This window comes from Streptomyces cinerochromogenes (assembly GCF_014648635.1).
In the GTDB taxonomy this organism is placed as follows: Bacteria; Actinomycetota; Actinomycetes; order Streptomycetales; family Streptomycetaceae; genus Streptomyces; species Streptomyces cinerochromogenes.
In genome coordinates this window covers 182,013-206,295 of sequence record NZ_BMRM01000002.1, presented here as the reverse complement: position 1 = coordinate 206,295, position 24,283 = coordinate 182,013, and the positions used below count along the sequence as shown (strand labels likewise).

Here is a 24,283-nt window from a genome sequence, read left to right as displayed (position 1 = left end):
TTTCTTCCGGCCTGGTAGCGCGCCCGTGCGGGGGCGCCGAGAGCTGTCCTCTTGCGCGGAACTGCGGTAGATACCGGTGCCACTGCCTAGGGCGTTCCGGCCGCCATACGGTCGCGCCAGCTCTGCATCAGGCAGAGTTGGTTCGATCAGGGTCCCTTCATACTACAGGGATCATGGCTTGTGCCCCTGTGAAAATGAGCACCGTCGCGGGGCCCACCTGTGATTGCCGCAGGGCCACCGCTGGTCGCTTCGCGGCCGGTCGCCGATCGCTTCAGGACCCGTCGCCGGGCGCCGTGACGCTCACCGTGGGTGCGGCGGGGCTCGCCGGCCGTGGCCGTGAACCGTCACCGTCGATGCCGTGCCGCTCACCCACGGTTGCCGTCCGTGCCCAGCCAGCCCGCCAGCTTGCCGCCGTGCGCTACCGCGCGCAGGCGTCGTTCCGCCGCGTCGCGGACCGGGTCGGTGGCCACCACCAGCAGTTCGTCGCCGTGCCGGAGCACCGTCGTGGGCAGGGGAACAAACGATTTTTCCTCGCGCACGACCAGGGTGACGGCAGCGCCGGGCGGCAGCCGCAGCTCGTTGACCTCCACGCCGTGCATCCGGGAGCCTCCGGGGATGGAGACGGACAGCAGGTGCCCCTGCAGCCGCTCCAGGGGCGCCGACTCGATGCCGAGGTCGGCGGCCTCGCCCTTCTCGCCCAGCCGCAGGGTGCGGGCCAGCCAGGGCAGGGTCGGTCCCTGGACGAGGGTGTAGACGACGACCAGGACGAAGACGATGTTGAAGATGCGGCGGCTGCCGGCGACGCCGTTCACCATGGGGATGGTCGCCAGGATGATGGGCACGGCGCCGCGCAGTCCCGCCCAGGACATCAGCGTCTGCTCCGGCCACGGCACCCGGAACGGCGCCAGGCTGGCGATCACGCTCAGCGGGCGGGCCACCATGGTCAGCACCAGGCCGATGACCAGGGCGGGCCAGACGTCGTCGCCCAGCTCGTGCGGGGTGACCAGCAGGCCGAGGACGACGAACATGCCGATCTGCGCGATCCAGCCGAGGCCCTCGGCGAAGCCGCGGGTGGCGGGCCAGTGGGGCAGCTTGGCGTTGCCGAGGACCATGGAGGCCAGGTAGACGGCGAGGAAGCCGCTGCCGTGCGCCAGGGAGCCGGCGGCGTACGCGGTGACGGCGATGGCCATCACGGCGATCGGGTAGAGGCCGGAGGCGGGCAGGGCGACGTGCCGGAGTCCCCAGGCGCCGAACCAGCCCACCGCGAGGCCCAGGGCCGCGCCGATGGCCAGCTCCAGGGCTATCTCGCCGAGCAGGACGTACCAGTGCTCGACCGGGCCGGCCGTGGAGAAGGCGACGACCAGGATGACCACGGGGGCGTCGTTGAAGCCGGACTCCGCCTCCAGTGTGCCCGTCACGCGCGCGGGGAGGGGGATTTTCCGCAGGACCGAGAAGACCGCCGCCGCGTCCGTCGACGAGACCACCGCGCCGATGATGAGCGCCTGCCGCCACTCCAGTCCGACCAGGTAGTGCGCGCCCGCCGCGGTGACACCGACGCTGATCGCGACGCCCGCCGTCGCCAGGACGGAGGCGGAGGGCAGAACCGGCCGGATCTCCTTCCACTTCGTGCCCAGTCCGCCCTCGGCGAGGATCACGACCAGGGCCGCGTATCCCATGACCTGGGTCGCTTCGGCGTTGTTGAAGTGGACGCCGCCGATCCCGTCCTGGCCCATGAGGACACCGATCCCCAGGTAGACGAGCAGGCTGGGGAGCCCGCTGCGCGAGGAGATCCGGACGGCCGCGACGGCGACGAGCAGGACGACGGAGCAGGCGAGCAGGAGCTGGTTGAGGTGGTGGACAGTCAGCGGGCGTTCCTCCTCGGATCGGGCAGGTGCTCTCCGGTTACTTCGTTAGCGTACCTAAGTCTTGACGCTTTCTTGACGTTCGCGAGGCAAGATCGAACGCTCGTGCGCGCTGGTTCCGGACTCCGCGTCAAGCGGGACAGGGCCCTGCGCCTATGGTTGCTCCAGCGCTCATTCAAAGTCACAGCCCGACCTGCCGCTCGCGTTAGGACAGCAAGGACAGCGATGCCCCCCAACACCACCGCCACAACGGGTGACACCGCCACCACGGGTGCGAGTGCCACGCCCGGCAAGTCCGGCAGGAAAAAGGGGCGCAAAGCCCGACTGTTCGTGCTTGTGCTGGTCCTGGCCGTCATCGGCGGCGTCGCCTTCGGGGCGTACTGGTCGATCAGCACGGTCCGCGCCTCCTTCCCGCAGACCACGGGATCGATCAGGCTCGACGGCCTGTCCGGACCGGTCGACGTCAAGCGGGACGGCTACGGCATCCCGCAGATCTACGCCTCCTCGGACGAGGACCTGTTCATGGCGCAGGGCTTCGTCCAGGCGCAGGACCGGTTCTACGAGATGGACGTGCGCCGGCACATGACCTCCGGGCGCCTGTCGGAGATGTTCGGCAAGAGCCAGGTCGACAACGACGCGTTCCTGCGCACCCTCGGCTGGGACCGGATCGCCCAGCAGGAGTACGACACCAAGCTGTCGGCCGCCACGAAGAAGTACCTCCAGGCCTATGCCAAGGGGGTCAACGCCTACCTCCAGGGCAAGAGCGGCAAGGACATCTCGCTGGAGTACGCGGCCCTGGGCTTCACCAACGACTACCAGCCGCAGAAGTGGACCCCGGTCGACTCCGTCTCGTGGCTGAAGGCGATGGCCTGGGACCTGCGCGGCAACATGCAGGACGAGATCGACCGCGCCCTGATGACCAGCCGCCTCGGGCCGCAGCAGATCCAGGACCTGTACCCGGCGTACCCGTACGGCCGCAACAAGCCGATCGTCCAGGAAGGCCAGTACGACGAGCTGGCCAAGGCCTTCCGGCAGAGCGGCGCCACCGGCTCCCAGGGCACGACGGGGACCACGGGGACCACCGGGTCCACGGGGACCACGGGCGGGACCGGCACCACCGGCACCACCGGTACCACCGGCGCCACGGGCTCCTCCGCGGGCGGGACCGGCACCGCCGGCACCGCCGGCTCGACCGGGACCGGTTCGGGCCTCACGAGCCAGCTCGGCGGCCTCTACAGCGTCCTGGACGACCTGCCGACGGCCGTCGGCGTGAACGGCCAGGGCATCGGCTCCAACTCCTGGGTGGTCGCCGGGAAGTACACCGTCAAGGGCAAGCCGCTGCTCGCCAACGACCCGCACCTGTCGGCGTCCCTGCCGTCCGTCTGGTACCAGATGGGCCTGCACTGCCGGACCGTCTCCAGCAAGTGCCAGTACGACGTCACGGGTTACACGTTCGCCGGCATGCCCGGTGTGATCATCGGCCACAACGCGAAGATCGCCTGGGGCCTGACCAACTCCGGCGTCGACGTCACCGACCTCTACCTGGAGAAGGTCAGCGCGAACGGCTACCTGTACGACGGCAAGGTCCGCCCGTTCAAGACCCGCGAGGAGACCATCAAGGTCGCCGGCGGCAAGGACAAGACGATCGTCGTCCGCCAGACCCAGGACGGGATGCCGCTGCTGTCCGACCGCGACGACGAACTCGTCCAGGTCGGCAGGAAGGCCTCGGTGAACACCGCCGCGCCCGACCGCGGCGACGGCTACGGCATCGCCCTCAGGTGGACCGCGCTCGACCCGGGCACGACGATGGACGCCGTGTTCGCCCTCGACAAGGCCGGGGACTGGAACGAGTTCCGCGCGGCGGCGGCCCTGTTCGACGTGCCCTCGCAGAACCTGGTCTTCGCGAGCACGGACAACCACATCGGCTACACGCTGCCCGGCAGGATCCCCACCCGCTCCGCCAAGGACACCGGCGCCGTCCCGGCACCGGGCTGGGACTCGAAGTACCGCTGGACCGGCTTCATCAAGCAGGACGAGCTGCCCTACGAGTACGACCCGAAGCGCGGCTACATCGTCACCGCCAACCAGGCCGTGGTCGACCCGGAGAAGTACCCGTACACCCTCACCACCGACTGGGGCTACGGCACCCGCAGCCAGCGCATCTCCGACCTGATCGAGTCCAAGGTCAAGGACGGCGGCAAGATCTCCACCGACGACATGCGCCAGATGCAGCTGGACAACAGCAGCGAGATCGCCAAGCTGCTGGTGCCCAAGCTGCTGAAGATCAACCTGGACGACCCGGACGTCCGCCAGGCGCAGAAGCTGCTGGAGGGCTGGGACTACACCCAGGAGGCCGACTCGGCGGCGGCCGCGTACTTCAACGCCGTCTGGCGCAACATCCTCAAGCTCGCCTTCGGCAACAAGCTCCCCAAGGAGGTCCGCGTCAAGGGGCAGTGCCTGTGGGTCGACAAGATCGACAGCACCGGCCCGGTGGACGACGACACCAAGGTGCGCGAGTGCGGTCAGCGCGACGCCGACCAGGCGCAGCCGGACGGCGGCGACCGCTGGTTCGAGGTCGTGCGCACCCTGATGGACAAGCCGGACAGCGACTGGTGGAAGACGGCCAAGTCGGGCACCCGGCCCGGCGCCGACAACCGCGACCAGCTCTTCCGCCGGGCGATGATCGACGCCCGCTGGGAGCTGACCGCCAAGCTCGGCAAGGACATCGACACCTGGAGCTGGGGCCGCCTGCACCGGCTGTTCCTGAAGAACCAGACGCTCGGCACCGACGGCCCCAAGGTCCTGCAGTACCTCCTGAACCGCGGCCCCTGGAAGCTCAGCGGCGGCGAGTCCACGGTGAACGCGACCGGCTGGAACGCCGCCGGCGGCTACAACGTGGTCTGGGTGCCGTCCATGCGGATGGTGGTCAACCTCGCCGACCTCGACAAGTCCAAGTGGATCAACCTGAGCGGTGCCTCCGGGCACGCGTTCAGCGCGCACTACACGGACCAGACGGGCAAGTGGGCCAAGGGCGAGCTGCTGCCCTGGTCGTTCTCGGGCAAGGCGGTGGACCAGAGCACGAGCGACACCCTCGTCCTCACACCGTGACCGCCCCCTGACGGCACACCGCCGAACGGCCCTCCACGCGCGCGTGGAGGGCCGTTCCGCTGCGCGCGAGCGGACGTGCCGCGCACGCGGGGCGGGGCGGGCCCCGGTCAGGGGCCCGGGAAGCGGCGCACCCCCGACGGCGTCACCACCGCGTGCACCGGCTTGTCGTGCGCCTCCGCCGGGACGCGCGCGACGACCTCCGTGTCGTACAGCAGCACCACCAGCCGGGGATGTGCGCCCGCCCGCTCCAGCCGGGCGAGCACGCGGTCGTACGACCCTCCGCCCCGCCCCAGCCGCATCCCGCGCGCGTCCACCGCGAGCCCGGGCAGCAGGACGACGTCCGCGGCCGTCACGGCGTCCGGGCCGAGCCGCGTTCCGGAGGGCTCGAAGAGCGCCATTTTTCCGCCATGTTGGACGCGCGCCAGGGAGCCGGGGCCGGTGTACTCGCCCCAGTCGAGGTCGTTGTCGGGCAGCAGCGCGGGGAGCAGGACGCGCACGCCCCGCGCGCGCAGCGCGTCGAGCAGCGCGAGCGTGCCGGGCTCGCTCCCCACGGAGACGTACGCCGCCACCGTGCCACCGCGCACCAGCTCGGGCAGCTCCAGGGCGCGCTCCGCCAGCGCACGGCCCGCCTCCCGCACGTCATCCGCCGTCAACCTGTTCCTCACCGAGAGGAACTCCCGCCGCAACCCGCGCTTGTCAGGCTCGGCCGTACGTCCGTCGCGTTCCACTGGTCGTCTCGCGCCCTTCTTAATGCAGGTCATATGAGGGTCAAGCAACCGGAGCCACAGATTCCCAACAAAGGCACCGGATAGGCTGGCGGGCATGACTCAGTCCCACCCCAGGATCAGCAAGGCTGTCATCCCCGCAGCAGGCCTCGGCACCCGGTTCCTGCCGGCCACCAAAGCCACTCCCAAGGAGATGCTGCCGGTCGTAGACAAGCCGGCGATCCAGTACGTGGTCGAGGAGGCCGTGTCGGCGGGGCTCGACGACGTCCTCATGGTGACCGGGCGCAACAAGCGCCCCCTCGAGGACCACTTCGACCGCAACTACGAGCTGGAATCGGCGCTGGAGAAGAAGGGCGACGCCGAGCGGCTCGCCAAGGTGCAGGAGTCCAGCGACCTGGCCACCATGCACTACGTGCGCCAGGGCGACCCCAGGGGCCTCGGCCACGCCGTGCTGTGCGCCGCCCCGCACGTCGGCCACGAGCCCTTCGCCGTCCTCCTCGGTGACGACCTGATCGACCCGCGGGATCCGCTGCTGCGCCGCATGATCGACGTCCAGGAGCGGCACGGCGGCAGCGTGATCGCCCTCATGGAGGTCGCGCCCGAGCAGATCCACCTCTACGGCTGCGCGGCCGTGGAGGCCACCGCCGACGGCGACGTCGTGAAGGTGACCGGACTGGTCGAGAAGCCCGACCCGGCGGACGCCCCGTCGAACTACGCGATCATCGGCCGCTACGTCCTCGACCCGCACATCTTCGACATACTGCGCAAGACGGAGCCGGGCCGGGGCGGCGAGATCCAGCTCACCGACGCCCTCCAGCAGCTCGCGCAGGACGAGAAGGTCGGCGGCCCCGTGCACGGCGTCGTCTTCCAGGGCCGCCGCTACGACACCGGGGACCGCAGCGACTACCTGCGTGCCATTGTCAGACTCGCGTGCGAACGTGAGGACCTGGGCCCGGACTTCCGGACCTGGCTTCGCAGTTACGTAGCCGAGGAGATGCAGCAGTCTTGAGCAGCGCCGCGACCCGCCCCGCCGGCCCGGACGACCTGTGGTCGGTGGACGAGCACCTGGAGGACATCCTCTCGACCGTCCGCCCCCTCGAACCCATCGAGCTGCAACTGCTCGACGCCCAGGGCTGCGTCCTGGTCGAGGACGTCACGGTGCCGGTGCCCCTGCCCCCGTTCGACAACAGCTCCATGGACGGGTACGCGGTGCGGGTCGCGGACGTGGCGGGCGCCGGGGAGGAGTTCCCGGCCGTCCTGGAGGTCGTCGGGGACGTCGCGGCCGGCGCGTCCGACCCGGTCCGGGTCGGCCCCGGGCAGGCCGCGCGCATCATGACGGGCGCGCCGCTGCCGCCCGGCGCCGAGGCCGTCGTCCCCGTCGAGTGGACCGACGGCGGGCTCGGCGAGGGCCCGGTGAGCGGCATGCGGGCGCGCAGCCTGGCCCCGGAGGGCGCCGAGGGGCAGGTGCACGTGTACCGGCCCGCCGAGGCACGCGCGCACGTGCGGGCCAAGGGCAGCGACGTGAAGGCGGGAGACCTCGCCCTGGAGGCCGGCACGGTCCTCGGCCCGCCGCAGATCGCGCTGCTGGCCGCGATCGGCCGCGGCACGGTCCGGGTGCGCCCGCGCCCGCGCGTGGTCGTGCTGTCCACCGGCAGCGAACTCGTCCAGCCCGGCGAGCAGCTGGCCACCGGCCGGATCTACGACTCCAACAGCTTCGCCCTGACCGCCGCCGCGCGGGACGCGGGCGCCATCGCCTACCGGGTGGGCGCCGTCGCCGACGACGCCGAGACCCTCCGCTCCACCATCGAGGACCAGCTCATCCGCGCGGACCTGCTGGTGACCACGGGCGGGGTGAGCGTCGGGGCGTACGACGTCGTCAAGGAGGCGCTGTCGTACGCCGGGGACGCGGAGGAGGCGGGCAGCGGCGTGGAGTTCCGCAGGCTCGCCATGCAGCCCGGCAAGCCGCAGGGGTTCGGTTCCATCGGCCCCGACCACACACCGCTGCTGGCGCTGCCCGGCAACCCGGTGTCGTCGTACGTCTCCTTCGAGCTGTTCGTCCGCCCCGCCATCCGCACCCTGATGGGCCTGGAGGACGTCCACCGGCCCCGCGCCCGGGCCACCCTGAAGGCGGAGCGGGCGCTGCGTTCACCCAAGGGCCGCCGGCAGTTCCTGCGCGGGGCGTACGCCGACGGCGAGGTGACCCCCGTGGGCGGCTCCGGCTCCCACCTGATCGCGGCGCTGGCGCACGCCGACGCGCTGATCGTCCTGCCCGAGGACGTGGAGTCCGCCGAGCCCGGCACCGAGGTCGAGGTGGTCCTGCTCGGCTGAGCCCTCCTGGTTGGCGGTACGGTGTCGCGGACAGCAGGCCCGTGCACCGCACTGCGACGGGCCCGGACCGGGAGCGCAGCACACCATGACTTCGCAGGACCGACTGACCCACATCGACGACGCGGGCGCGGCCCGCATGGTCGACGTATCCGGAAAGGACGTGACCGCGCGCACCGCCCGTGCCAGCGGCCGGGTCCTCGTGTCCCCCCGTGTGGTCGAGCTGCTGCGCGGCGAGGGGGTGCCCAAGGGGGACGCCCTCGCCACCGCGCGCATCGCCGGGATCATGGGGGCCAAGCGCACCCCGGACCTGATCCCGCTGTGCCACCCGTTGTCGGTGTCCGGTGTGACACTGGATCTGTCGGTCGCGGACGACGCCGTGGAGATCCGGGCCACCGTGAAGACGACGGACCGCACGGGCGTCGAGATGGAGGCCCTCACCGCGGTGACGGTCGCCGCGCTCACCGTGATCGACATGGTCAAGGCGGTCGACAAGGGAGCGGTCATCACGGACGTACGGGTGGAGGAGAAGACGGGCGGCAAGTCGGGCGACTGGAGCCGGGCATGAGCTACCGCGCCTTGGTGATCACCGCCTCCAACAGAGCCGCCGCCGGGGTCTACGAGGACAGGGGCGGCCCGCTGGTCGCCGACGGCCTCAGGGGCCTGGGATTCGACGTGGACGGCCCCCGGGTGGTCCCCGACGGCGCTCCCGTCGAAGCGGCCCTGCGCGCGGGCGTCGCCTCCGGGTACGACGTCGTCGTCACCACCGGCGGCACCGGCCTGTCGCCCACCGACCGCACCCCCGAGGCGACCCGCGCGGTCATCGACCACGAGGTGCCGGGCATCGCGGAGGCCATCCGCGCCCACGGGTGGGACAAGGTCCCGACCGCGGCCCTGTCCCGGGGCCTGGCCGGGGTCGCCGGGCGGACGCTGATCGTCAACCTGCCCGGTTCGACCGGCGGCGTCCGCGACGGGATCGCCGTACTGGAGCCCCTGCTGGCCCACGCCGTCGACCAGATCCGCGGCGGTGACCACCCCAGACCCGCAAGCAGTGGGGGTGCGAGCTGAACAGCCCTTGGCCCGCCGTGCTGGCGGACGGCGATGTCGTCCTCCGGCCGATAAAGCTGCGCGACCAGCGGGCCTGGCGCGAGGTGAACCGGCGCAACCGCGAGTGGCTGCGCCCCTGGGAGGCGACGATCCCGCCGCCCACGCCGAGCGGGCCGATCGCGCACCGGCCGACCTACCGCCAGATGGTCCGGCACCTGCGCTCGGAGGCCGGGGCGGGCCGGATGCTGCCGTTCGTCATCGAGTACGAGGGGCGGCTGGTCGGGCAGTTGACGGTCGCCGGGATCACCTGGGGGTCGATGTGCTCGGGGCACGTGGGCTACTGGGTGGACGAGGCGGTGGCCGGACGCGGGGTGATGCCGACGGCCGTGGCGCTCGCGGTGGACCACTGTTTCCGTACCGTCGGTCTGCACCGGATCGAGGTCTGCATTCGCCCCGAGAACCGTCCGAGCCGGCGGGTGGTGGAGAAACTCGGATTCCGCGAGGAGGGGCTCCGGCCGCGTTATCTGCACATCGACGGCGCCTGGCGGGACCATCTGGTCTTCGCGCTCACCGCGGAAGAGGTGCCCGACGGGCTGCTCGCGCGGTGGAAGCGGGCCCGCTCTCAGGGCGCCCAGCGCACCGAGAGTCCGTAAATTGAAAATGTGTTCGAAATTGATCGGCTGTTGACCGTCTCGGCCCGCTGAAATTCGCTACTCCGGCGACCCTGTGACCGCATCGGTCGCAAAAAATGCTGGAAATATCAGCCAGATCGTGCGACACACCGGCCCAATTGGCGGATGGCCTCGCGCAAACCCCTCTACCGTGTGAGCGTGAGCAGCAGCGGCCTCATCTACGCAGTCATTGTCGGGGCCTGGGCCGCCTACTTGGTGCCGATGTGGCTCCGTAGGCAGGACGAGCTGAACGAGGCCCGTCCGACGGAACGCTTCAGCACCGCCATCCGGCTGCTGTCCGGACGGGCGGGTATGGAGCGCCGGTACGCCAGGGACCTGAAGGCGCGCTCCGCCCAGGAGGGGGAGCCGGACGCCGTCGATCCGGACGCCGTCACCGACTCGGTGGACGTCCGGGCCTTCGCCCTGCCCCCGACCCGCCGTCAGGCGGTGCCGGAGGCCGAGCCCGAGGCACCCGGCGGCACCGACCCGGCCCCCGAGCCGGCGCCCAGGTCCACCCCCGCGTCCCTCCCGGCGCAGAAGCACGCGCCCTCGGCCCAGGCCTCCGCGGCTCAGGCCTCCGCGGCTCAGGCCGCCGCGGCGCAGACGGCCGCGGCGCGCGCCCGGCGCTCGAAGGTGCTCGCCCGGCGCCGGCGCACCACCGTCATGCTCTTCCTCGTCTTCACCCTCGGCGCGATCGTGGCCGCCGTCGGCGGACTCGCCTTCCTCTGGGCGCCCGGTGTGCCCGCCGTCCTGCTGAGCGGGTACATCGCCTACCTGCGGACGCAGGAGCGCCGCCGCTTCGCCTACCAGATGGACCGCCGGCAGGCCGAGGCCGCGGCCCAGCGGCTGCGCGAGCGCCAGCCGCACCGCCGCGCGCCGCTCGACGCGGGCCCCGGCGCCGAGGCGACGGAGGAAGAGGCCCCGGCCGGCGGCACCGACACCGGCCTGTCCGCGCTCGCCGCCGACCGGCGCGCCCTCGTCGAGCAGACCGACCACGCCGAGTGGGTCGACCAGCAGCGCGAGCGGCAGCGCCGGCCCGGCCACGGGGACAGCTGGGACCCGGTCCCGGTGCCCCTGCCGACGTACGTCACCGCGCCGGTCGCCCCGCGCGCCACCTCCGACGTCGATCTGGGCGCGCCCGACACCTGGAGTTCGGCGCGCTCCAGCACGGTCGCCCCGGAGCAGGAGGAGGCACCACAGGCCGAGGCCGGGGCGGCGGCGCCCGCGGCCGGGGAGAAGCCCGCGGGCGGACACGGCGACGCCCGCCGTGCCGCCTCGGCCCGCCGCTCGCGGGAACGCGGACACACCCCCCTCTTCGACCAGTACGAGGACGGCGACCGCCCGCGGGCCGCCAACGAGTGACCTGGGTCACTTCCTGGATCCCCGCCCTGACCAGTCAGGGAGCGGATTTCCAAGCACCCCGATCGGGATGCTAAAGTTTCACTCGTTGCAAGGGCCTGTGGCGCAGTCCGGTAGCGCACCTCGTTCGCATCGAGGGGGCCAGGGGTTCAAATCCCCTCAGGTCCACTGCACGACGAGATCCCGTCGGTCATCATGACCGATCGGGATCTTCGTCGTTTCCGGGACGGATCCGGGGCACTGAAGGGGGACAACCGTGGAGATACGCCACCTGGTGACGTTCCGGAAGGTCGCGGCGCTGCTGAGCTTCACGCGCGCCGCCGAGGAACTCAGCTACGCGCAGTCGAGTGTGACGAGCCAGGTCCGCGCGCTGGAGACCTCGCTGGGCGTGGAGCTGTTCGACCGGCTCGGCGGGCGGATCCGGCTGACTCCCGCCGGGGAGAAACTGCTGGAGTACGCCGAGCAGATCCTGGAACTGGTCGAGGCGGCACGCGCGGACGTGGCGGGCGGGGACGGCCCCTCGGGGACCCTGGTGATCGGCACCATGGAGAGCATCACCTCCTACCGCATGCCGCCGCTGCTGGAGTTCTTCCACCACCGCTACCCGAAGGTGCAGCTCTCGCTGCGGCCGAGCCTGTGCGCCGACACCCGGCACGCGCTGCGCCAGGGCACCTTCGACATCGGGTTCCTGCTGGAGCAGGAGACGCGGCATCCGGGGCTGGAGTCGGTGGTGCTGGCCGAGGAGCCCCTCGTCCTCGTCGCGGCCCCCGGCCATCCGCTGGCGCGGCGCGGCGAGCTGTCCCGAACCGACCTGCGGTCGGTGTCCGTGCTGGGCACAGAGGCCGGATGCGCCTACCGCGACCTGTTCGAGGCGGAGCTGCGGGGCGTGACGAGCGCGCCGTTCCTGGAGTTCGGAACGATCGAGGCGATCAAGAAGGGCGTCGCCTCCGGGCTGGGGATCTCGCTGCTTCCCGCGGTCACCGTCGCCGCCGAACTGGAGAAGGGCGAGATGGCGGCGCTGCCGTGGGAGGCGCCGTTCTCCGTGTACACGCAGCTCGCGTGGCGCGGCGGGCGGCGGCTGTCGCGGGAGTCGCAGCTGTTCATCGACCAGGCGACGCGGCTGATGCGCCAGGACGCACCGCAGGGCGCGCCCGCCTGAGCCGGGGGCGCCGGCCCAGGTTGGTGCCGAGGGACGCGGCCACGATCAGCGGGATGCCCAGGGCCTGGACCCAGGTGACGTGGTGGCCGTAGACGGCCCAGTCGCTCAGCAGGGCGGCGGCCGGGTAGACGAAGGCCAGGACGGCGATCTTCGCGGTGGGAAGCTTCTGGTACGCGGAGTACATCAGGACGTACATGACGCCGGTGTGCAGGAAGCCGAGGCCCGCGAGCCAGGCCCAGCCGGTGCCGAGGTGGGCGCTCTCGCCGAGCCGGGTGAAGGGCAGCAGCAGCGGGATGCCGAGCAGCACCTGCACCAGGGCGACCAGATGGGGCCGGACGCCGGTCACACGCTTGGTGATGATCGTGGACAGGCCGTAGAACAGGGCGGCCAGCAGCGCGTATCCGAGGCCCACCAGGTAGGCGCCGTCACCGGAGAGGTCGGAGGCGGAGACACCGGCGACCAGGACGAGGCCGAGGAAGGCGACGAGCAGCCAGCCGGCCTTCTGCCGGGTGATCCGCTCCCTGAAGAACAGGGCGCCGAGCAGGACCACGAAGAACGGCTGGGTGTGGTAGACCACGGTGGCCACCGAGATGGACGTCCTGCCGTACGCCTCGAAGAGGAACGCCCAGTTGAAGACGATGAACACCCCGCCGAGCGCGGCGAGGGCGAGCTTCTTCGGGGTGAAGCCGTGGTCGCGGAAGAAACCGCGGGCCAGGCAGTACAGGCCGAGGAACAGCGCGCCGAACACGCACCGGTAGAAGACCACGGTGAACGGCGAGGCGCCGGACTCGACCACGAAGACGCCGATGGTGCCGGACAGCAGCATCGCCGCCGTCAGCTCGACCGCCCCGCGTGTCTCCCGGCGCGCGGACGCGCTCGGTGCGCTCGTGCCGTCCCCGGTCCCGCCCCTGCCGCTCATGCCACCCTCCTGAGGTCGCCGGCCGTCGTGCGCGGCCGACACCGCAAGAAGCTATGACCGGGCACCGGGCCGGGTCCACGGCCCGCTGGGCAGGGAAACCGATGCCCCCATCGGCTCCGCCGATGACCCGCGTCCGCTCAGAGCCGCTTGGCGTAGCAGAGGCTCTCCTCGTGGTGGCGGTAGTAGCCGAACTTGGTGCACGGCTCGTAGCCGCTGGAGGTGTACAGGGCTATGGCCTCCGGCTGCTTGGTGCCGGTCTCCAGGACCATGCGGATCCGGCCGGCCATGCGGGCGTCCTCCTCCAGGGCCGCGAGGATCCGGCGGGCCAGGCCCCGTCCGCGCATCTCCTCGATGACGAACATCCGCTTCAGCTCGGCGTCGCCGTCCTCGTTGCCCTCCTCGTTGCGGTCCTGGCTGCGCCAGCCGCCGGTGGCCACCGGGCGGTCGTACTCGTCGTACGCGATCAGGTACGCGCCGCGGGGCGGGTCGAAGTCCGCGGCGTCCAGGGCCGTGGCGTCGCCCCCGTCGCCGTAGCGCAGGTGGTACTCGGCCTGGACCTCGTCGTTGAGCTTCACGGCGTCGGGGTGGTCGAAGCGAACACGGCGAATATTCATGCTGGGTATCGTACTTCTATGCAGGCGGTGGGGGTCCGTGATTTTGCGGACCCCGACCAGTGTGCCGGTATCGTGCCCTGGTGCTGACTGTGACCTCGGTGAACGTGAACGGACTGCGGGCCGCCGCGAAGAAGGGCTTCGTGGAGTGGCTCGCCGGGACCGAGGCGGACGTGGTCTGCCTGCAGGAGGTGCGCGCCGAGCCGCACCAGCTGCCCGAGGAGGTCCGGCAGCCCGACGGCTGGCACGTGGTGCACGCCCCGGCCGCCGCCAAGGGCCGCGCGGGCGTCTCCCTCTACACGCGCCGCGAGCCCGACCGGGTCCGGGTCGGCTTCGGCTCCGCCGAGTTCGACGGCAGCGGGCGGTACGTCGAGGCCGAGCTGCCCGGTGTCACCGTGGCCTCCCTCTATCTCCCCTCCGGCGAGGTCGGCACCGAACGGCAGGACGAGAAGATCCGCTTCATGGGCGAGTTCCTCGCTTATCTGAAGGAGCTGCGCGAGCGGGCCGCCGCCGACGGGCGCGAGGTCCTCGTCTGCGGCGACTGGAACATCGCCCACCAGCAGGCCGACCTGAAGAACTGGCGCGGCAACACCAAGAACTCCGGCTTCCTGCCGGAGGAGCGGGACTGGCTCGGCCGGGTCTTCGCGGCCGGCGAGGGCGGGTACGTCGACGTGGTCCGCGCCCTGCACCCGGAGGCCGAGGGGCCGTACACCTGGTGGTCGTACCGGGGGCGGGCTTTCGACAACGATTCCGGTTGGCGCATCGATCTTGCTGTGGCGACGCCGGGGCTCGCCCGGCGTGCGGTCAAGGCGGTGGTGGAGCGGGCGGCCAGCCACGAGGAGCGCTGGTCGGACCACGCGCCGGTGACGGTGGTCTTCGAGATGTGAGGCCGACCGCACGCGAGGCCCGCCCGCAGGCGTGGCCCCCGTGCGGTCCACGGCGGTCTTCTCAGTCCATCTGCGGGGCCGGGCCCTCGATGGTGAAGGTCAGGCGTGATGTCTCCGGTCCCCTGTTCCGTTCGGCTCCGCCGCCGCGTCGGCCCTTGGCGACGGTGACGCGGACGCCGTCGCGGAGGAGGTCCTCGCGGGTCGCAGGGGCCTCCTTGCCTGTCGCTCGGCGGTAGCAGTCGAGCGTGTACTGCTCGAGCCAGTCGGAGCGCACACCGGCCGGTGCCGGGCACACGTCACCGCGGGCGGTCGCTCGGCAGACGTAGTCGCCGTACGGACAGTCCTTGCGCGCGGCGAAGTACATGCGCCCGCTGCATCCCCGGCAGTGCACGACACCGATGAGCAGTGCGGATGTCGGGCGCCGTGGGCGGCGGGTGCCGTTCGACCGGGCCTGAAGGGCGGCTTGCAGAGCGTCGAACTCGGCCTCGGACAGCAGGGGCTGCCCGATCAGCACGGGGGCGCCCGATGCGTCGCGGACCGTCTGCCCGCCATGCGTACGGTGGCCCTTGAGCGACGGGCTGCGCAGCACCTTCGACAGAGTGCCGGACGTCCACCGGAAGCGGTCGAAGTCGCGTCCGTGGCGGCGGCCGCCCGTTCGGCGCCCCTGGAGCTGGGCATGGCGGTCTCGTGGGACCGGCACGCCCTGATCGTTGAGTTCGCGTGCGAGGGCGGTCAGCGAGCGCCCGGCTCGCACCTCGCTCACCAGCGACCGTACGAGGGGGGCGGTCTCGGGATCGAGGGCCAGACCCCATCCGCTGCCCGAGGGATGGGGTGCCTTCCGGTAGCCGAACGGCACCAGTCCGCCGGCGTAGCGGCCCGCCTCACGCAGGGTGGCGTGACAACTGGTGAGGCGTGCGGAGATGGTCTCAACCTCACGTTGGGCGTCCCGGGCCAGTTCCATGCAGCGCCGGATGACGGAGTCGCCTGCCAGCGGCGTCACCACGAGAGGGACGTCGTCCTCGGGCATGCCGAAGGCGAGGGTCCGGCCGTGTCGGCGGGACCAGTCGATCAACTCGGTCATGTGCTCCACGGAGCGCACGGCACGGTCCACGTGCGACCAGACGACGGCCTCGTACGCGTAGGGCCGCTGAAGCCAGGAAGAGAGCGCCGGCCTCTCGAACGGAGACGTCGCACGGGCCGAGACGCCAAGGTCCCAGGCTTCGGCGACCAGCTGGAGGCCTAGGTGGTCCACGCAGCGCTGGACGGCGGAACGCTGGCGATCCGGCGACGTCGTCACGCTGGTCAGGCAACTCAGACGCACCGCTGCCACCGCCCGGGGGTGCCTGGCGGAGAGCGGCTCGGTGCCGGTGGGCAAAGCCGAGGGCTGGCTATGGTGGGGCATGTCGACACTCCTGGACAGGGTCGGCCGTACCCCGGGGCTGGTGGCACAGCCGCCGGGGCCTTTTCGATCTCACTGTCGGAGGTCGGGTCGACGTGCGTACCCGCTTGCCGGAAAGCTACCCCGATGGAGTGAACGGGCAGGCCCTCAGCCTTTGTTCAGCCGGCGGTCCAGTGCCAGTGAGAGTTCCGCCTCCACGACGCTGCGGGCCAGCGGGCGCAGCCGTTGCAGGTCCTCCTCGGGGGCGTGGCGCAGGACGAGGTCGGCGAAGAGTTCGGCCAGGGCGTCGGCGTGTTCGCGGACGCGGGCGCCGGCCGACAGGACCTCGGCGAGCGGGATGCCCTCGCGGACCAGCGCGGAGGAGACGTCCAGCAGCCGCCGGCTGATGTGGACGATCGTGTCGCCGTCGGTGCCGAGGTAGCCCAGTTCCATGGCGGCGGCGAGGTTCTCCGGGGTGACCTCGCCCTCGAAGCGGGCGGCGAGTTCCTCCGGGGTGAGGCGGACCGGCTCCTCCTCGGTGGGGGTGCCGACGCCGAGCAGGTCGGCGACATCGCGGCCCTGGTCGAGGGCGTCGGCGAGTTCCGCGATGCCGTTCAGGGTGTGGCCGCGCTCCAGCAGGGTGGCGATGGTGCGCAGCCGGGCCAGGTGGTGGTCGTCGTACCAGGCGATACGGCCCTCGCGGCGCGGCGGTGGTATCAGCTTGCGTTCGCGGTAGAAGCGCAGGGTGCGCACGGTGATGCCGGCCAGCCGGGCCAGCTCCTCCATGCGGTACTCACGCCTGGTTCCGGGGTGTTCTGCGTCCTCTGCCACTCCCGCAGCCTATGGCGTACCGGGGGTAACTTTCCCTCTTCCGCCCCCTACCGCTCGGTACGCGACTGCTCTACAGTCCCATTGCGCCAGTAATCACTGGCAGAGTCCTAGGTGATGCGTGGAGGCTTCGGGATGGCCGAGCACGAGCATGTACGGGTGGCGGTGATCGGGTCCGGGTTCGGCGGTCTGGGGGCCGCCGTCCGGCTGCGCCGCGAGGGAGTCACCGACTTCGTCGTCCTGGAGCGCGCCGACAGCGTCGGCGGCACCTGGCGGGACAACAGCTACCCCGGGTGCGCCTGCGACGTGCCCTCGCACCTGTACTCCTTCTCCTTCGCGCCCAACCCCGACTGGCCGCGCACCTTCTCCGGGCAGCGCCACATCCGGGCCTACCTGGAGCACGTCACCGACCTCTTCGGACTGCGCCCCCACCTGCGTCTCGACTCCGAGGTCAAGCTCATGACCTGGGACAACGACAAGCTGCGGTGGAACATCGAGACCACCCGCGGCGCGCTGACCGCCGACGTCGTGGTCTCCGCCACCGGGCCGCTGTCCGACCCGAAGATCCCCGCGATCCCGGGCCTGGACTCCTTCCCCGGCAAGGTCTTCCACTCCGCCCGCTGGGACCACGACTACGACCTGCGCGGCAAGCGGGTCGCCATGGTCGGCACCGGCGCCTCCGCGATCCAGATCGTGCCCGCCATCCAGCCCCGGGTCGGCCGGCTCACGCTCTTCCAGCGCACCCCGCCGTGGGTGATGCCCCGCGTCGACCGGGCGATCAGCGGCGCCGAGCGGTGGCTGCACCGGCGGCTGCCCGTCACCGCCCAGGCCCGGCGCGGCCTGCTGTGGGGCATCCGGGAGCTGCAGGTGCAGGCGTTCACCAAGCGACCGGACGAACTCGGCCTCGTCGAGCAGCTCGCCAAGCGGAACATGGCCCGTGCCGTGAAGGACCCGGCCCTGCGCGCCAAGCTCACCCCGGACTACCGCATCGGCTGCAAGCGGATCCTGCTGTCCAGCACGTACTACCCGGCGCTGGCCCAGCCCAACGTGGACGTCGTGGCCAGCGGGCTCAGCGAGGTCCGCGGGTCCACGGTCGTGGCCGCCGACGGCACCGAGGCCGAGGTCGACGCGATCGTCTTCGGTACGGGCTTCCACGTCACGGACATGCCCATCGCCGAGCGGGTGGTCGGCGCGGAGGGCATCACGCTCGCCGAGTCCTGGAAGAACGGCATGCAGGCGCTGCGCGGCGCCTCGGCGGCCGGGTTCCCGAACTGGATGACGATCATCGGCCCCAACACCGGTCTGGGGAACTCCTCCATGATCCTCATGATCGAGTCCCAGCTGAACTACATGGCCGACTACCTGCGGCAACTGGACGTCCTCGGAGGCCGTGCGGCCCTCGATGCCCGGCCCTCGGCGGTCGATGCCTGGAACCGGCGGGTCCAGGAACGGATGGAGCGGACGGTGTGGAACACCGGTGGCTGCACCAGCTGGTACCTGGACGCGAGCGGCCGCAACACCACCATCTGGCCCGGTACGACCACCGAGTTCCGGCGCGCGACCCGGCGGGTGGACCTCGCGGAGTACGAGGTGATCCGCAGGCCCGCCGCGGTCTCCGAGCGGACGAGCGAGGCCGTCGCATGAGCCGCACCGCCTCCGTCACGAGCGGCCCCTACGCCCCGCCCGTCCCGGTCCGCACCCTCACCGCCGTCTCCGCCGACGGCGCGCGGCTGCACGTCGAGGTGCACGGCTCCGAGGGCGCGCCCCCGGTCGTCCTCTCCCACGGCTGGACCTGCTCCACGGCGTTCTGGGCGGCCCAGATACGGGAACTGGCCGCCGACCACCGGGTGATCGCCTACGACCAGCGGGGGCACGGGCGCAGCCCCGCGAACCCCGCGTGCACCACCCGGGCGCTGGCGGACGATCTCGAAGCGGTGCTCGCGGCGACCCTCGCGCCCGGGGAGAAGGCGCTCGTCGTCGGCCACTCCATGGGCGGCATGACGGTCATGGCCGCGGCCGGCCGCCCCCGCTTCCGGGACCACGCCGCCGCGGTTCTGCTGTGCAGCACGGGCAGTTCGCGGCTGGTCGCCGAGGCGCGCGTGGTGCCGTTGCGCGCCGGGCGGGTGCGCACCTGGATCACCGGGCGCGTCCTCGGTTCCCGCGCCCCTCTCGGTCCGGTCACCCCGCTGGCGATGCGCGTCCTGAAGTACGCCACCATGGGCGCCGGTTCCGCCCCGGACCGCGTGGAGGCGTGCGCGCGGATCGTGCACGCCTGTCCGCGCGCCGTGCGGTACGCCTGGTCGGCCGTCCTCGCCGGGCTCGATCTCGACGACGGGGTACGGCAGTTGCACCCGCCCACCGCGGTGGTCCAGGGCGCGGACGACCGGCTCACGCCCCCGGTGCACGCCCGTGCGCTGGCGGCCGCGCTGCCGCACTGTGTCGGCGTCACCGAGCTGCCCGGCATCGGCCACATGACTCCGGTCGAGGCACCCGAGCTGGTGACCGGCCGGATCCGCGAACTCGTCGGCACGTACGTCACGGGGGCCTCCCCCGAGCACGGTTCCGCCGCCGCGGAGATCCCCGCGGAGATTCCCGCGCAGAAGGCGGAGACTCCCCCGCAGACCAAGGAGAGCGCATGAGCAGGGTCAGCCTCGAAGGACAGGTCGCGGTCGTCACCGGAGCGGCCCGCGGTGTCGGCGAGCTGCTGGCACGCAAACTGTCCGCGCGCGGGGCGAAGGTCGCGCTGGTCGGGCTGGAGGAGGAGGCCCTCAAGGAGGTCTCCGGGCGGCTGCACAGCGACAGCGCCCACTGGTACGCCGATGTCACCGACCACGAGACGATGAGCCGGGTCGCGCAGGAGGTGAAGGCGCGGTTCGGGAAGGTCGACATCGTCGTCGCCAACGCGGGCGTGGCGACCGGCGGGCCCTTCGCCGACTCCGATCCGCAGGCCTGGCGGCGGGTGATCGAGGTGAACCTGATCGGTTCGGCGGTGACCGCGCGCGCGTTCCTGCCGGTGCTGGTGGAGAGCCGCGGCTATCTGCTGCAGATCGCCTCGCTCGCCGCGATCACCCCGGCCCCGATGATGACGGCGTACTGCGCGTCCAAGTCGGGCGTGGAGGCGTACGCGCACAGTCTGCGCGCCGAGGTCGGCTACCAGGGGGTGCGCGTCGGTGTCGGCTACCTGTCCTGGACCGACACCGACATGGTGCGCGGCGCCGACCAGGACGACGTCATGCGGGAGCTGCGGCAGCGGCTGCCGTGGCCGTCGAACAAGACGTACCCGCTGGGGCCCGCGGTGGACCGGCTCGTCGCCGGGATCGAGCGGCGCTCGGCGCACGTGTACGGGCAGTGGTGGCTGCGCGGCATGCAGGGCGTGCGCGGGTACCTGCCGGCGCTCATCGGGACGGTCGGTCAGCGCGAGATGAAGCGCTTCGCGCCGCGCCTGCAGGGAATGCGTTCCGGGCTCGTCGGCGCAGGTGGGGCGGCGGACGAGGCCGCCCGCGCTACGCACCGTAACTGATCGACATGCAGGGCGTGTTCGGTCGTGTGAATCTGGTCGAGGCCTCACAGAGGAGGCCTGAACCCCACCCACCACGGGAGTGAACCCACATGGGTATGAAGGACCAGTTCCAGGACAAGTCGCGCCAGGCCAAGGACCAGGCCAAGGAGAAGATGGGCCAGGCCAAGGAGAAGGCCGGCCAGCGTGGTCAGCAGGGCGGCCGGCAGGGCCAGCAGCCGCAGCGCGGTGGCCAGAACCACCGTGACATCGAGGAAACGGAGCAGCAGGTCCATGACCGGCTCGGCCAGGACTACGAGTCCTAGTCGCTGAGCTTCGGTCGCCGTGGGGTGCCCTTCCCGGAAGGGTGCCCCACGGCGCGTCGTGCGCGGAGCCTCGGCGGCGTCATCCCCGGGGCCTCGGCGGCAGCTTCGGGCGGGAGCGGTCCGGTACGGCGCTGTAGTCCGGGGGGACCGCCGCCGGGTTGGTCTCCAGCAGGCTCAGTGCCAGCTCCACCGCGTCGGCCAGCTGGGCGTGGCGGCCCTCGGCCCAGTCGAGGGGGGTGCGCACGATCTCCAGGTCGGGGGCGACACCGTGGTTCTCCACGGACCAGCCGTAGGCGTCGAACCAGGCCGCGTTCATGGGGACGGTGATGACGGTGCCGTCGCCGAGCCGGTGCCGGCCGGTCATGCCGACGACTCCGCCCCAGGTGCGCTGGCCGACGACCGGGCCGAGTTTCAGCAGCTTGAAGGCGGCGGTGATCATGTCGCCGTCGGACGAGGTGGCCTCGTCGGCCAGCGCCACCACCGGACCGCGCGGGGCGTCGGAGGTGTACGACACCGGTTGCGCGTACCGGGTCAGGTCCCAGCCCACGATCGTCCGGGTCAGCTTCTCGATGACGAGTTCGCTGATGTGGCCGCCCGCGTTGCCGCGCACGTCCACGATGAGCGCGGGCCGGGACACCTCCATCCGCAGGTCGCGGTTGAACTGGGCCCAGCCGGAGCCGCCCATGTCGGGGATGTGCAGATAGCCGCAGCGGCCGTCGCTCAGCTCCCGGACCACGGCCCGGCGTTTGGCCACCCAGTCCTGGTAGCGCAGCGGGCGTTCGTCGATGAGCGGGACGACGGCCACCCGCCGCGCGTGCCCGGTGTCGCCCTCGGCCGTGAGGAACGTCAGCTCCACCGTCGTACCGCCGGAGCCGGCCAGCAGCGGGTACGGGCCCGTCACCGGGTCGACCGGGCGGCCGTCGACATGGGTCAGGACGGCGCCCTCGCGGATGCCCGTGCCGGCCAGCGGGGAGCGGGCCTTGGAGTCGGAGGAGTCGCCGGGCAGGATCCGCTTGACCGCCCAGCGTCCGTCGCGGCGCACGAAGTTGGCGCCGAGCAGGCCCTGCCAGCGCTGGTAGTGGGGCGGGCCCTCGTTGCGGCGGGCGGCGGTGACGTAGGCGTGGGAGGTGCCCAGTTCGCCGAGGACCTCGCGCAGCAGGTCGGCGAACTCGTCGGGGGAGGCGACCCGTTCGACCAGCGGGCGGTACTGGTCGAGCACCGCGTCCCAGTCGATGCCGCACATGCCCGGCTCCCAGAAGTAGGCCCGGATCAGACGCCCCGCCTCGTCGTACGCCTGGCGCCACTCGGCGGGCGGGTCGGCCTCGTGCAGGATGCGGCGGACGTCGATCCAGACGGTCGAGTCGGCGTCGCCGATCTCGGTCGACGGCACCGCCCGCAGATCGCCCTCGTCCACCACGACCAGCCGGGTGCCGTCACCGCTCACCGCGAACCAGTCCAGGTGGTCGACCAGTTCGGACTTCTTCGCCTTGGTGATGTTGAAGTACTCCAGGGTCGGGCGGCCGCTGGTGTCGGCCGGGTTGACGAAGGTCTCGCCGAGCGCGCCGGAGATCGGCCAGCGCAGCCAGACCAGGCCGCCGCCCGCGACCGGGTACAGCCCGGAGTACTTGGAGGCGATCACCGGGAACGGTGTGACCCGGTTCGCCAGCCCCTCCACCTCGACCGTCACCGCCCCGGCCTCGCCGGTCTCCTCGTCCTCCAGCGGGTCGAGCCCGCCGGCGGCCGGGCGGCCCTCGGGGTTGAGGGCGAAGGGGGAGGGGGTCGCGGAGGAGAGCGGGACCAGGTACGGGCGGCAGCCGAGCGGGAAGGACAGGTCGCCGGTGTGCACGTCGTAGACCGGGTCGAAGCCGCGCCAGGAGAGGAAGGCGAGGTAGCGGCCGTCGCGGGTGAAGACCGGGTTCTCGTCCTCGAAGCGGCCGTTCGTCACGTCCACGATCAGCCGGTCCTTGATGCGCGCCAGCTTGATCTGGCGCAGGGAGCGGCCGATGCCGGGGTGCGACCAGGTGATCCAGGAGCCGTCGGGGGAGAAGGCGAGGTCGCGGACCGGTCCGTTGGCGGACCGGACCAGCTCGGTGACGGTCCCGCGCGGCCCGGCGGCGGCACCGGGCTCCTCGGTCCCGCCCTGCTGCTTCCGCGTCCGCTCCTCCGTCCCCGCCCCGGCCTCCGTCCCCGCCCCGGCCTCCGTCCCCGCCCCGGCTTCCGTCCCCGCCTCGGCCTCCGCACTCGCCTCGGCCCCGGTAGCGCTCTCCGCCCCCGTCTCGCTCTCTGTCCCCGCCTTGCCCTCCGTCCCTGTCTCGCCCTCGGCCCCCGCCTCTGCCCCCGCCTCGGCCCCCGTCTCCCCCTCCGGCACGTCGATCAGCAGCAGCCGGCCGTCGTGCGAGGCCACGGCCAGGCGTTCGCCCTGGGGGTCGGAGACCAGTTCCAGGACGCGGCCCAGGGAGCCGGAGGCCGGCCGGCGGGGGGCGCGGCCGCCGGTGGCGCGGGGGAGGTGGACGATCTCGACGGCGTCCTCGCCCTCGGCGTCGGTGACGTAGGCGACCTGCCCGGTGGAGCCCAGCATCTCCGGCAGCCGCACCCGGACGCCGGGCGTGTCGGTGATCGTACGGGCGGGGCCGTCGCGGTGGGTGAGCCAGTACAGGCTGCCGCGGACGACGACCGCGCTGGCCCGTCCGGTCTCGTCCACGGAGATGCCGTCGATGTTCTGCGCGGCCGGCACCTGGTAGCGGCGGCGGCCGGTGCGCGGTCCGGCGAGCCGGATGTCGAGCCTGCGCGGTACGCCGTCCGGGGAGAGGTCGTCCACCAGCCACAGGTCGCCCGCGCACTGGTAGACCACCCGCTCGCCGTCGCTGGAGGCGTGCCGGGCGTAGAAGGCGTCGTGGTCGGTGTGGCGGCGCAGGTCGGTGCCGTCCTGGGCGCAGGAGTAGAGGTTGCCGACGCCCTCGTGGTCGGAGAGGAAGGCGATCCGGCCGGCGACGAACAGGGGGCAGGCCAGATGGCCGTCGAGATCCGGCAGCAGCCGCTGTCCGTGCAGCCACAGCCGGCCCATGGCGCCGCCGCGGTACCGCTTCCAGGAGGCCGGTTCGTGCGGCGGGGTCCCGGTGAGCAGCAGGGTCTTGTGGACGCCGTCGACGTCGGCGACCTGGATGTCGGTGACCGGGCCCCAGGGCAGCCGGCCGCCCGGGTCGCCGTCGGCGGGGACCTTGTAGGCCCAGGTGAAGTGCGAGAAGGGCTGGCCGTGGGAGGCCACCGCGAGGATCTCGCCGTCCGGGGTCCAGCCGCACACCTGGGTGTCGGCGCTGCCCCAGTACGTCAGCTGCCGGGCGGGCCCGCCGTCGACGTCGACGAGGTGGATCTCGGGGACGAGGCTGCGCCAGGTCGTGTAGGCGATCCGGCGGCCCTCGGGGCAGAAGCGCGGGTGTCCGGCCTTGGTGCGGTCCGCGGTGAGCCGCCAGGCGCGGCCCGGGGCGTCGAGGGGGGCCAGCCAGAGGTCGTCCTCGGCGACGAAGCAGAGCAGGTCGCCGCTGAGGTGGGGAAGGCGCAGATAGCTCACCTCCCCATGCTTTT

20 protein-coding genes and 1 tRNA gene are annotated in these 24,283 nt (G+C 72.1%); 14 read left to right on the top strand and 7 right to left on the bottom strand.

Going from position 1 to position 24,283, the window contains the following annotated elements:
- Nucleotides 1-365: 365 nt before the first annotated feature.
- Nucleotides 366-1,865 (bottom strand): potassium/proton antiporter, encoded by a 1,500-nt coding sequence (locus IEZ20_RS04655; RefSeq protein WP_189295345.1) that lies wholly within the window; start codon nt 1,863-1,865, stop codon nt 366-368.
- A gap of 222 nt (nt 1,866-2,087) precedes the next feature.
- Here IEZ20_RS04655 and IEZ20_RS04650 point away from each other — a divergent pair, with 222 nt between their 5' ends.
- Nucleotides 2,088-4,970: a penicillin acylase family protein gene (locus IEZ20_RS04650; protein WP_189294811.1), complete on the top strand. Its 2,883-nt coding sequence runs from the start codon at nt 2,088-2,090 to the stop codon at nt 4,968-4,970.
- Between the two features lie 107 nt (nt 4,971-5,077).
- Here IEZ20_RS04650 and IEZ20_RS04645 read toward each other — a convergent pair whose 3' ends face one another.
- On the bottom strand, nt 5,078-5,731 hold the full coding sequence (locus IEZ20_RS04645) for a 5-formyltetrahydrofolate cyclo-ligase (protein ID WP_229895870.1): 654 nt from the start codon (nt 5,729-5,731) through the stop codon (nt 5,078-5,080).
- Between the two features lie 61 nt (nt 5,732-5,792).
- Between IEZ20_RS04645 and galU the strand changes: the two genes are divergently transcribed.
- The 8 genes from galU to IEZ20_RS04605 all read left to right on the top strand — a co-directional run bounded on the left by galU (nt 5,793) and on the right by IEZ20_RS04605 (nt 12,256).
- Nucleotides 5,793-6,704: a UTP--glucose-1-phosphate uridylyltransferase GalU gene (galU, locus tag IEZ20_RS04640; protein ID WP_189294809.1), complete on the top strand. Its 912-nt coding sequence runs from the start codon at nt 5,793-5,795 to the stop codon at nt 6,702-6,704.
- On the top strand, nt 6,701-8,023 hold the full coding sequence (glp, locus tag IEZ20_RS04635; protein WP_189294808.1) for a molybdotransferase-like divisome protein Glp: 1,323 nt from the start codon (nt 6,701-6,703) through the stop codon (nt 8,021-8,023). Before galU ends, glp begins: the two co-directional genes overlap by 4 nt.
- Before the next feature lie 85 nt (nt 8,024-8,108).
- A complete protein-coding gene (gene moaC / locus IEZ20_RS04630; protein ID WP_189294807.1) occupies nt 8,109-8,588 on the top strand; it encodes a cyclic pyranopterin monophosphate synthase MoaC in 480 nt (159 codons plus the stop codon).
- Nucleotides 8,585-9,088: a MogA/MoaB family molybdenum cofactor biosynthesis protein gene (locus IEZ20_RS04625; protein ID WP_189294806.1), complete on the top strand. Its 504-nt coding sequence runs from the start codon at nt 8,585-8,587 to the stop codon at nt 9,086-9,088. Before moaC ends, IEZ20_RS04625 begins: the two co-directional genes overlap by 4 nt.
- A 17-nt stretch (nt 9,089-9,105) precedes the next feature.
- A complete protein-coding gene (locus IEZ20_RS04620) occupies nt 9,106-9,720 on the top strand; it encodes a GNAT family N-acetyltransferase (RefSeq protein ID WP_189294805.1) in 615 nt (204 codons plus the stop codon).
- 177 nt (nt 9,721-9,897) lie between these two features.
- Nucleotides 9,898-11,100 (top strand): divisome protein SepX/GlpR, encoded by a 1,203-nt coding sequence (gene sepX, locus IEZ20_RS04615; protein WP_189294804.1) that lies wholly within the window; start codon nt 9,898-9,900, stop codon nt 11,098-11,100.
- Nucleotides 11,101-11,191: 91 nt separating this feature from the next.
- Nucleotides 11,192-11,265, top strand: a tRNA-Ala gene (locus IEZ20_RS04610).
- An 88-nt stretch (nt 11,266-11,353) separates the two neighbouring features.
- Nucleotides 11,354-12,256, top strand: a complete 903-nt coding sequence (locus IEZ20_RS04605; protein ID WP_189294803.1) for a LysR family transcriptional regulator — start codon at nt 11,354-11,356, stop codon at nt 12,254-12,256.
- Here the strand turns inward: IEZ20_RS04605 and IEZ20_RS04600 are convergent.
- Both IEZ20_RS04600 and IEZ20_RS04595 read right to left on the bottom strand, forming a co-directional pair.
- The gene (locus IEZ20_RS04600) at nt 12,198-13,175 is read right to left on the bottom strand and encodes a DMT family transporter (RefSeq protein ID WP_373303893.1); all 978 of its coding nucleotides are present in this window, start codon (nt 13,173-13,175) and stop codon (nt 12,198-12,200) included. The genes IEZ20_RS04605 and IEZ20_RS04600 overlap by 59 nt on opposite strands.
- Nucleotides 13,176-13,312: 137 nt before the next feature.
- On the bottom strand, nt 13,313-13,789 hold the full coding sequence (locus IEZ20_RS04595) for a GNAT family N-acetyltransferase (protein WP_189294802.1): 477 nt from the start codon (nt 13,787-13,789) through the stop codon (nt 13,313-13,315).
- Between the two features lie 89 nt (nt 13,790-13,878).
- On the opposite strand from IEZ20_RS04595, the gene IEZ20_RS04590 reads away from it, so the two are divergent.
- On the top strand, nt 13,879-14,673 hold the full coding sequence (locus IEZ20_RS04590; protein ID WP_189295341.1) for an exodeoxyribonuclease III: 795 nt from the start codon (nt 13,879-13,881) through the stop codon (nt 14,671-14,673).
- Nucleotides 14,674-14,734: 61 nt separating this feature from the next.
- On the opposite strand, the gene IEZ20_RS04585 is transcribed toward IEZ20_RS04590, so the two are convergent.
- Both IEZ20_RS04585 and IEZ20_RS04580 read right to left on the bottom strand, forming a co-directional pair.
- Entirely contained in the window at nt 14,735-15,970 is a 1,236-nt protein-coding gene (locus IEZ20_RS04585) for a recombinase family protein (RefSeq protein WP_189294801.1), read from the bottom strand.
- 249 nt (nt 15,971-16,219) lie between these two features.
- Nucleotides 16,220-16,837, bottom strand: coding sequence for a MerR family transcriptional regulator (locus tag IEZ20_RS04580; RefSeq protein WP_189295339.1), 618 nt, complete (start codon nt 16,835-16,837; stop codon nt 16,220-16,222).
- A 177-nt stretch (nt 16,838-17,014) separates the two neighbouring features.
- Between IEZ20_RS04580 and IEZ20_RS04575 the strand changes: the two genes are divergently transcribed.
- From IEZ20_RS04575 to IEZ20_RS04560, 4 genes are all read left to right on the top strand, one after another.
- A complete protein-coding gene (locus IEZ20_RS04575) occupies nt 17,015-18,523 on the top strand; it encodes a flavin-containing monooxygenase (RefSeq protein ID WP_189294800.1) in 1,509 nt (502 codons plus the stop codon).
- Nucleotides 18,520-19,518 (top strand): alpha/beta fold hydrolase, encoded by a 999-nt coding sequence (locus IEZ20_RS04570; protein WP_189294799.1) that lies wholly within the window; start codon nt 18,520-18,522, stop codon nt 19,516-19,518. Before IEZ20_RS04575 ends, IEZ20_RS04570 begins: the two co-directional genes overlap by 4 nt.
- Entirely contained in the window at nt 19,515-20,399 is an 885-nt protein-coding gene (locus tag IEZ20_RS04565; RefSeq protein ID WP_189294798.1) for an SDR family oxidoreductase, read from the top strand. The genes IEZ20_RS04570 and IEZ20_RS04565 overlap by 4 nt, the downstream gene beginning before the upstream one ends.
- Nucleotides 20,400-20,488: 89 nt before the next feature.
- Complete coding sequence (locus IEZ20_RS04560; protein WP_189294797.1) at nt 20,489-20,701, top strand: hypothetical protein; 213 nt, start codon at nt 20,489-20,491, stop codon at nt 20,699-20,701.
- Between the two features lie 79 nt (nt 20,702-20,780).
- On the opposite strand, the gene IEZ20_RS04555 is transcribed toward IEZ20_RS04560, so the two are convergent.
- Nucleotides 20,781-24,269 (bottom strand): S41 family peptidase, encoded by a 3,489-nt coding sequence (locus IEZ20_RS04555; protein ID WP_189294796.1) that lies wholly within the window; start codon nt 24,267-24,269, stop codon nt 20,781-20,783.
- Nucleotides 24,270-24,283 lie beyond the last annotated feature (14 nt).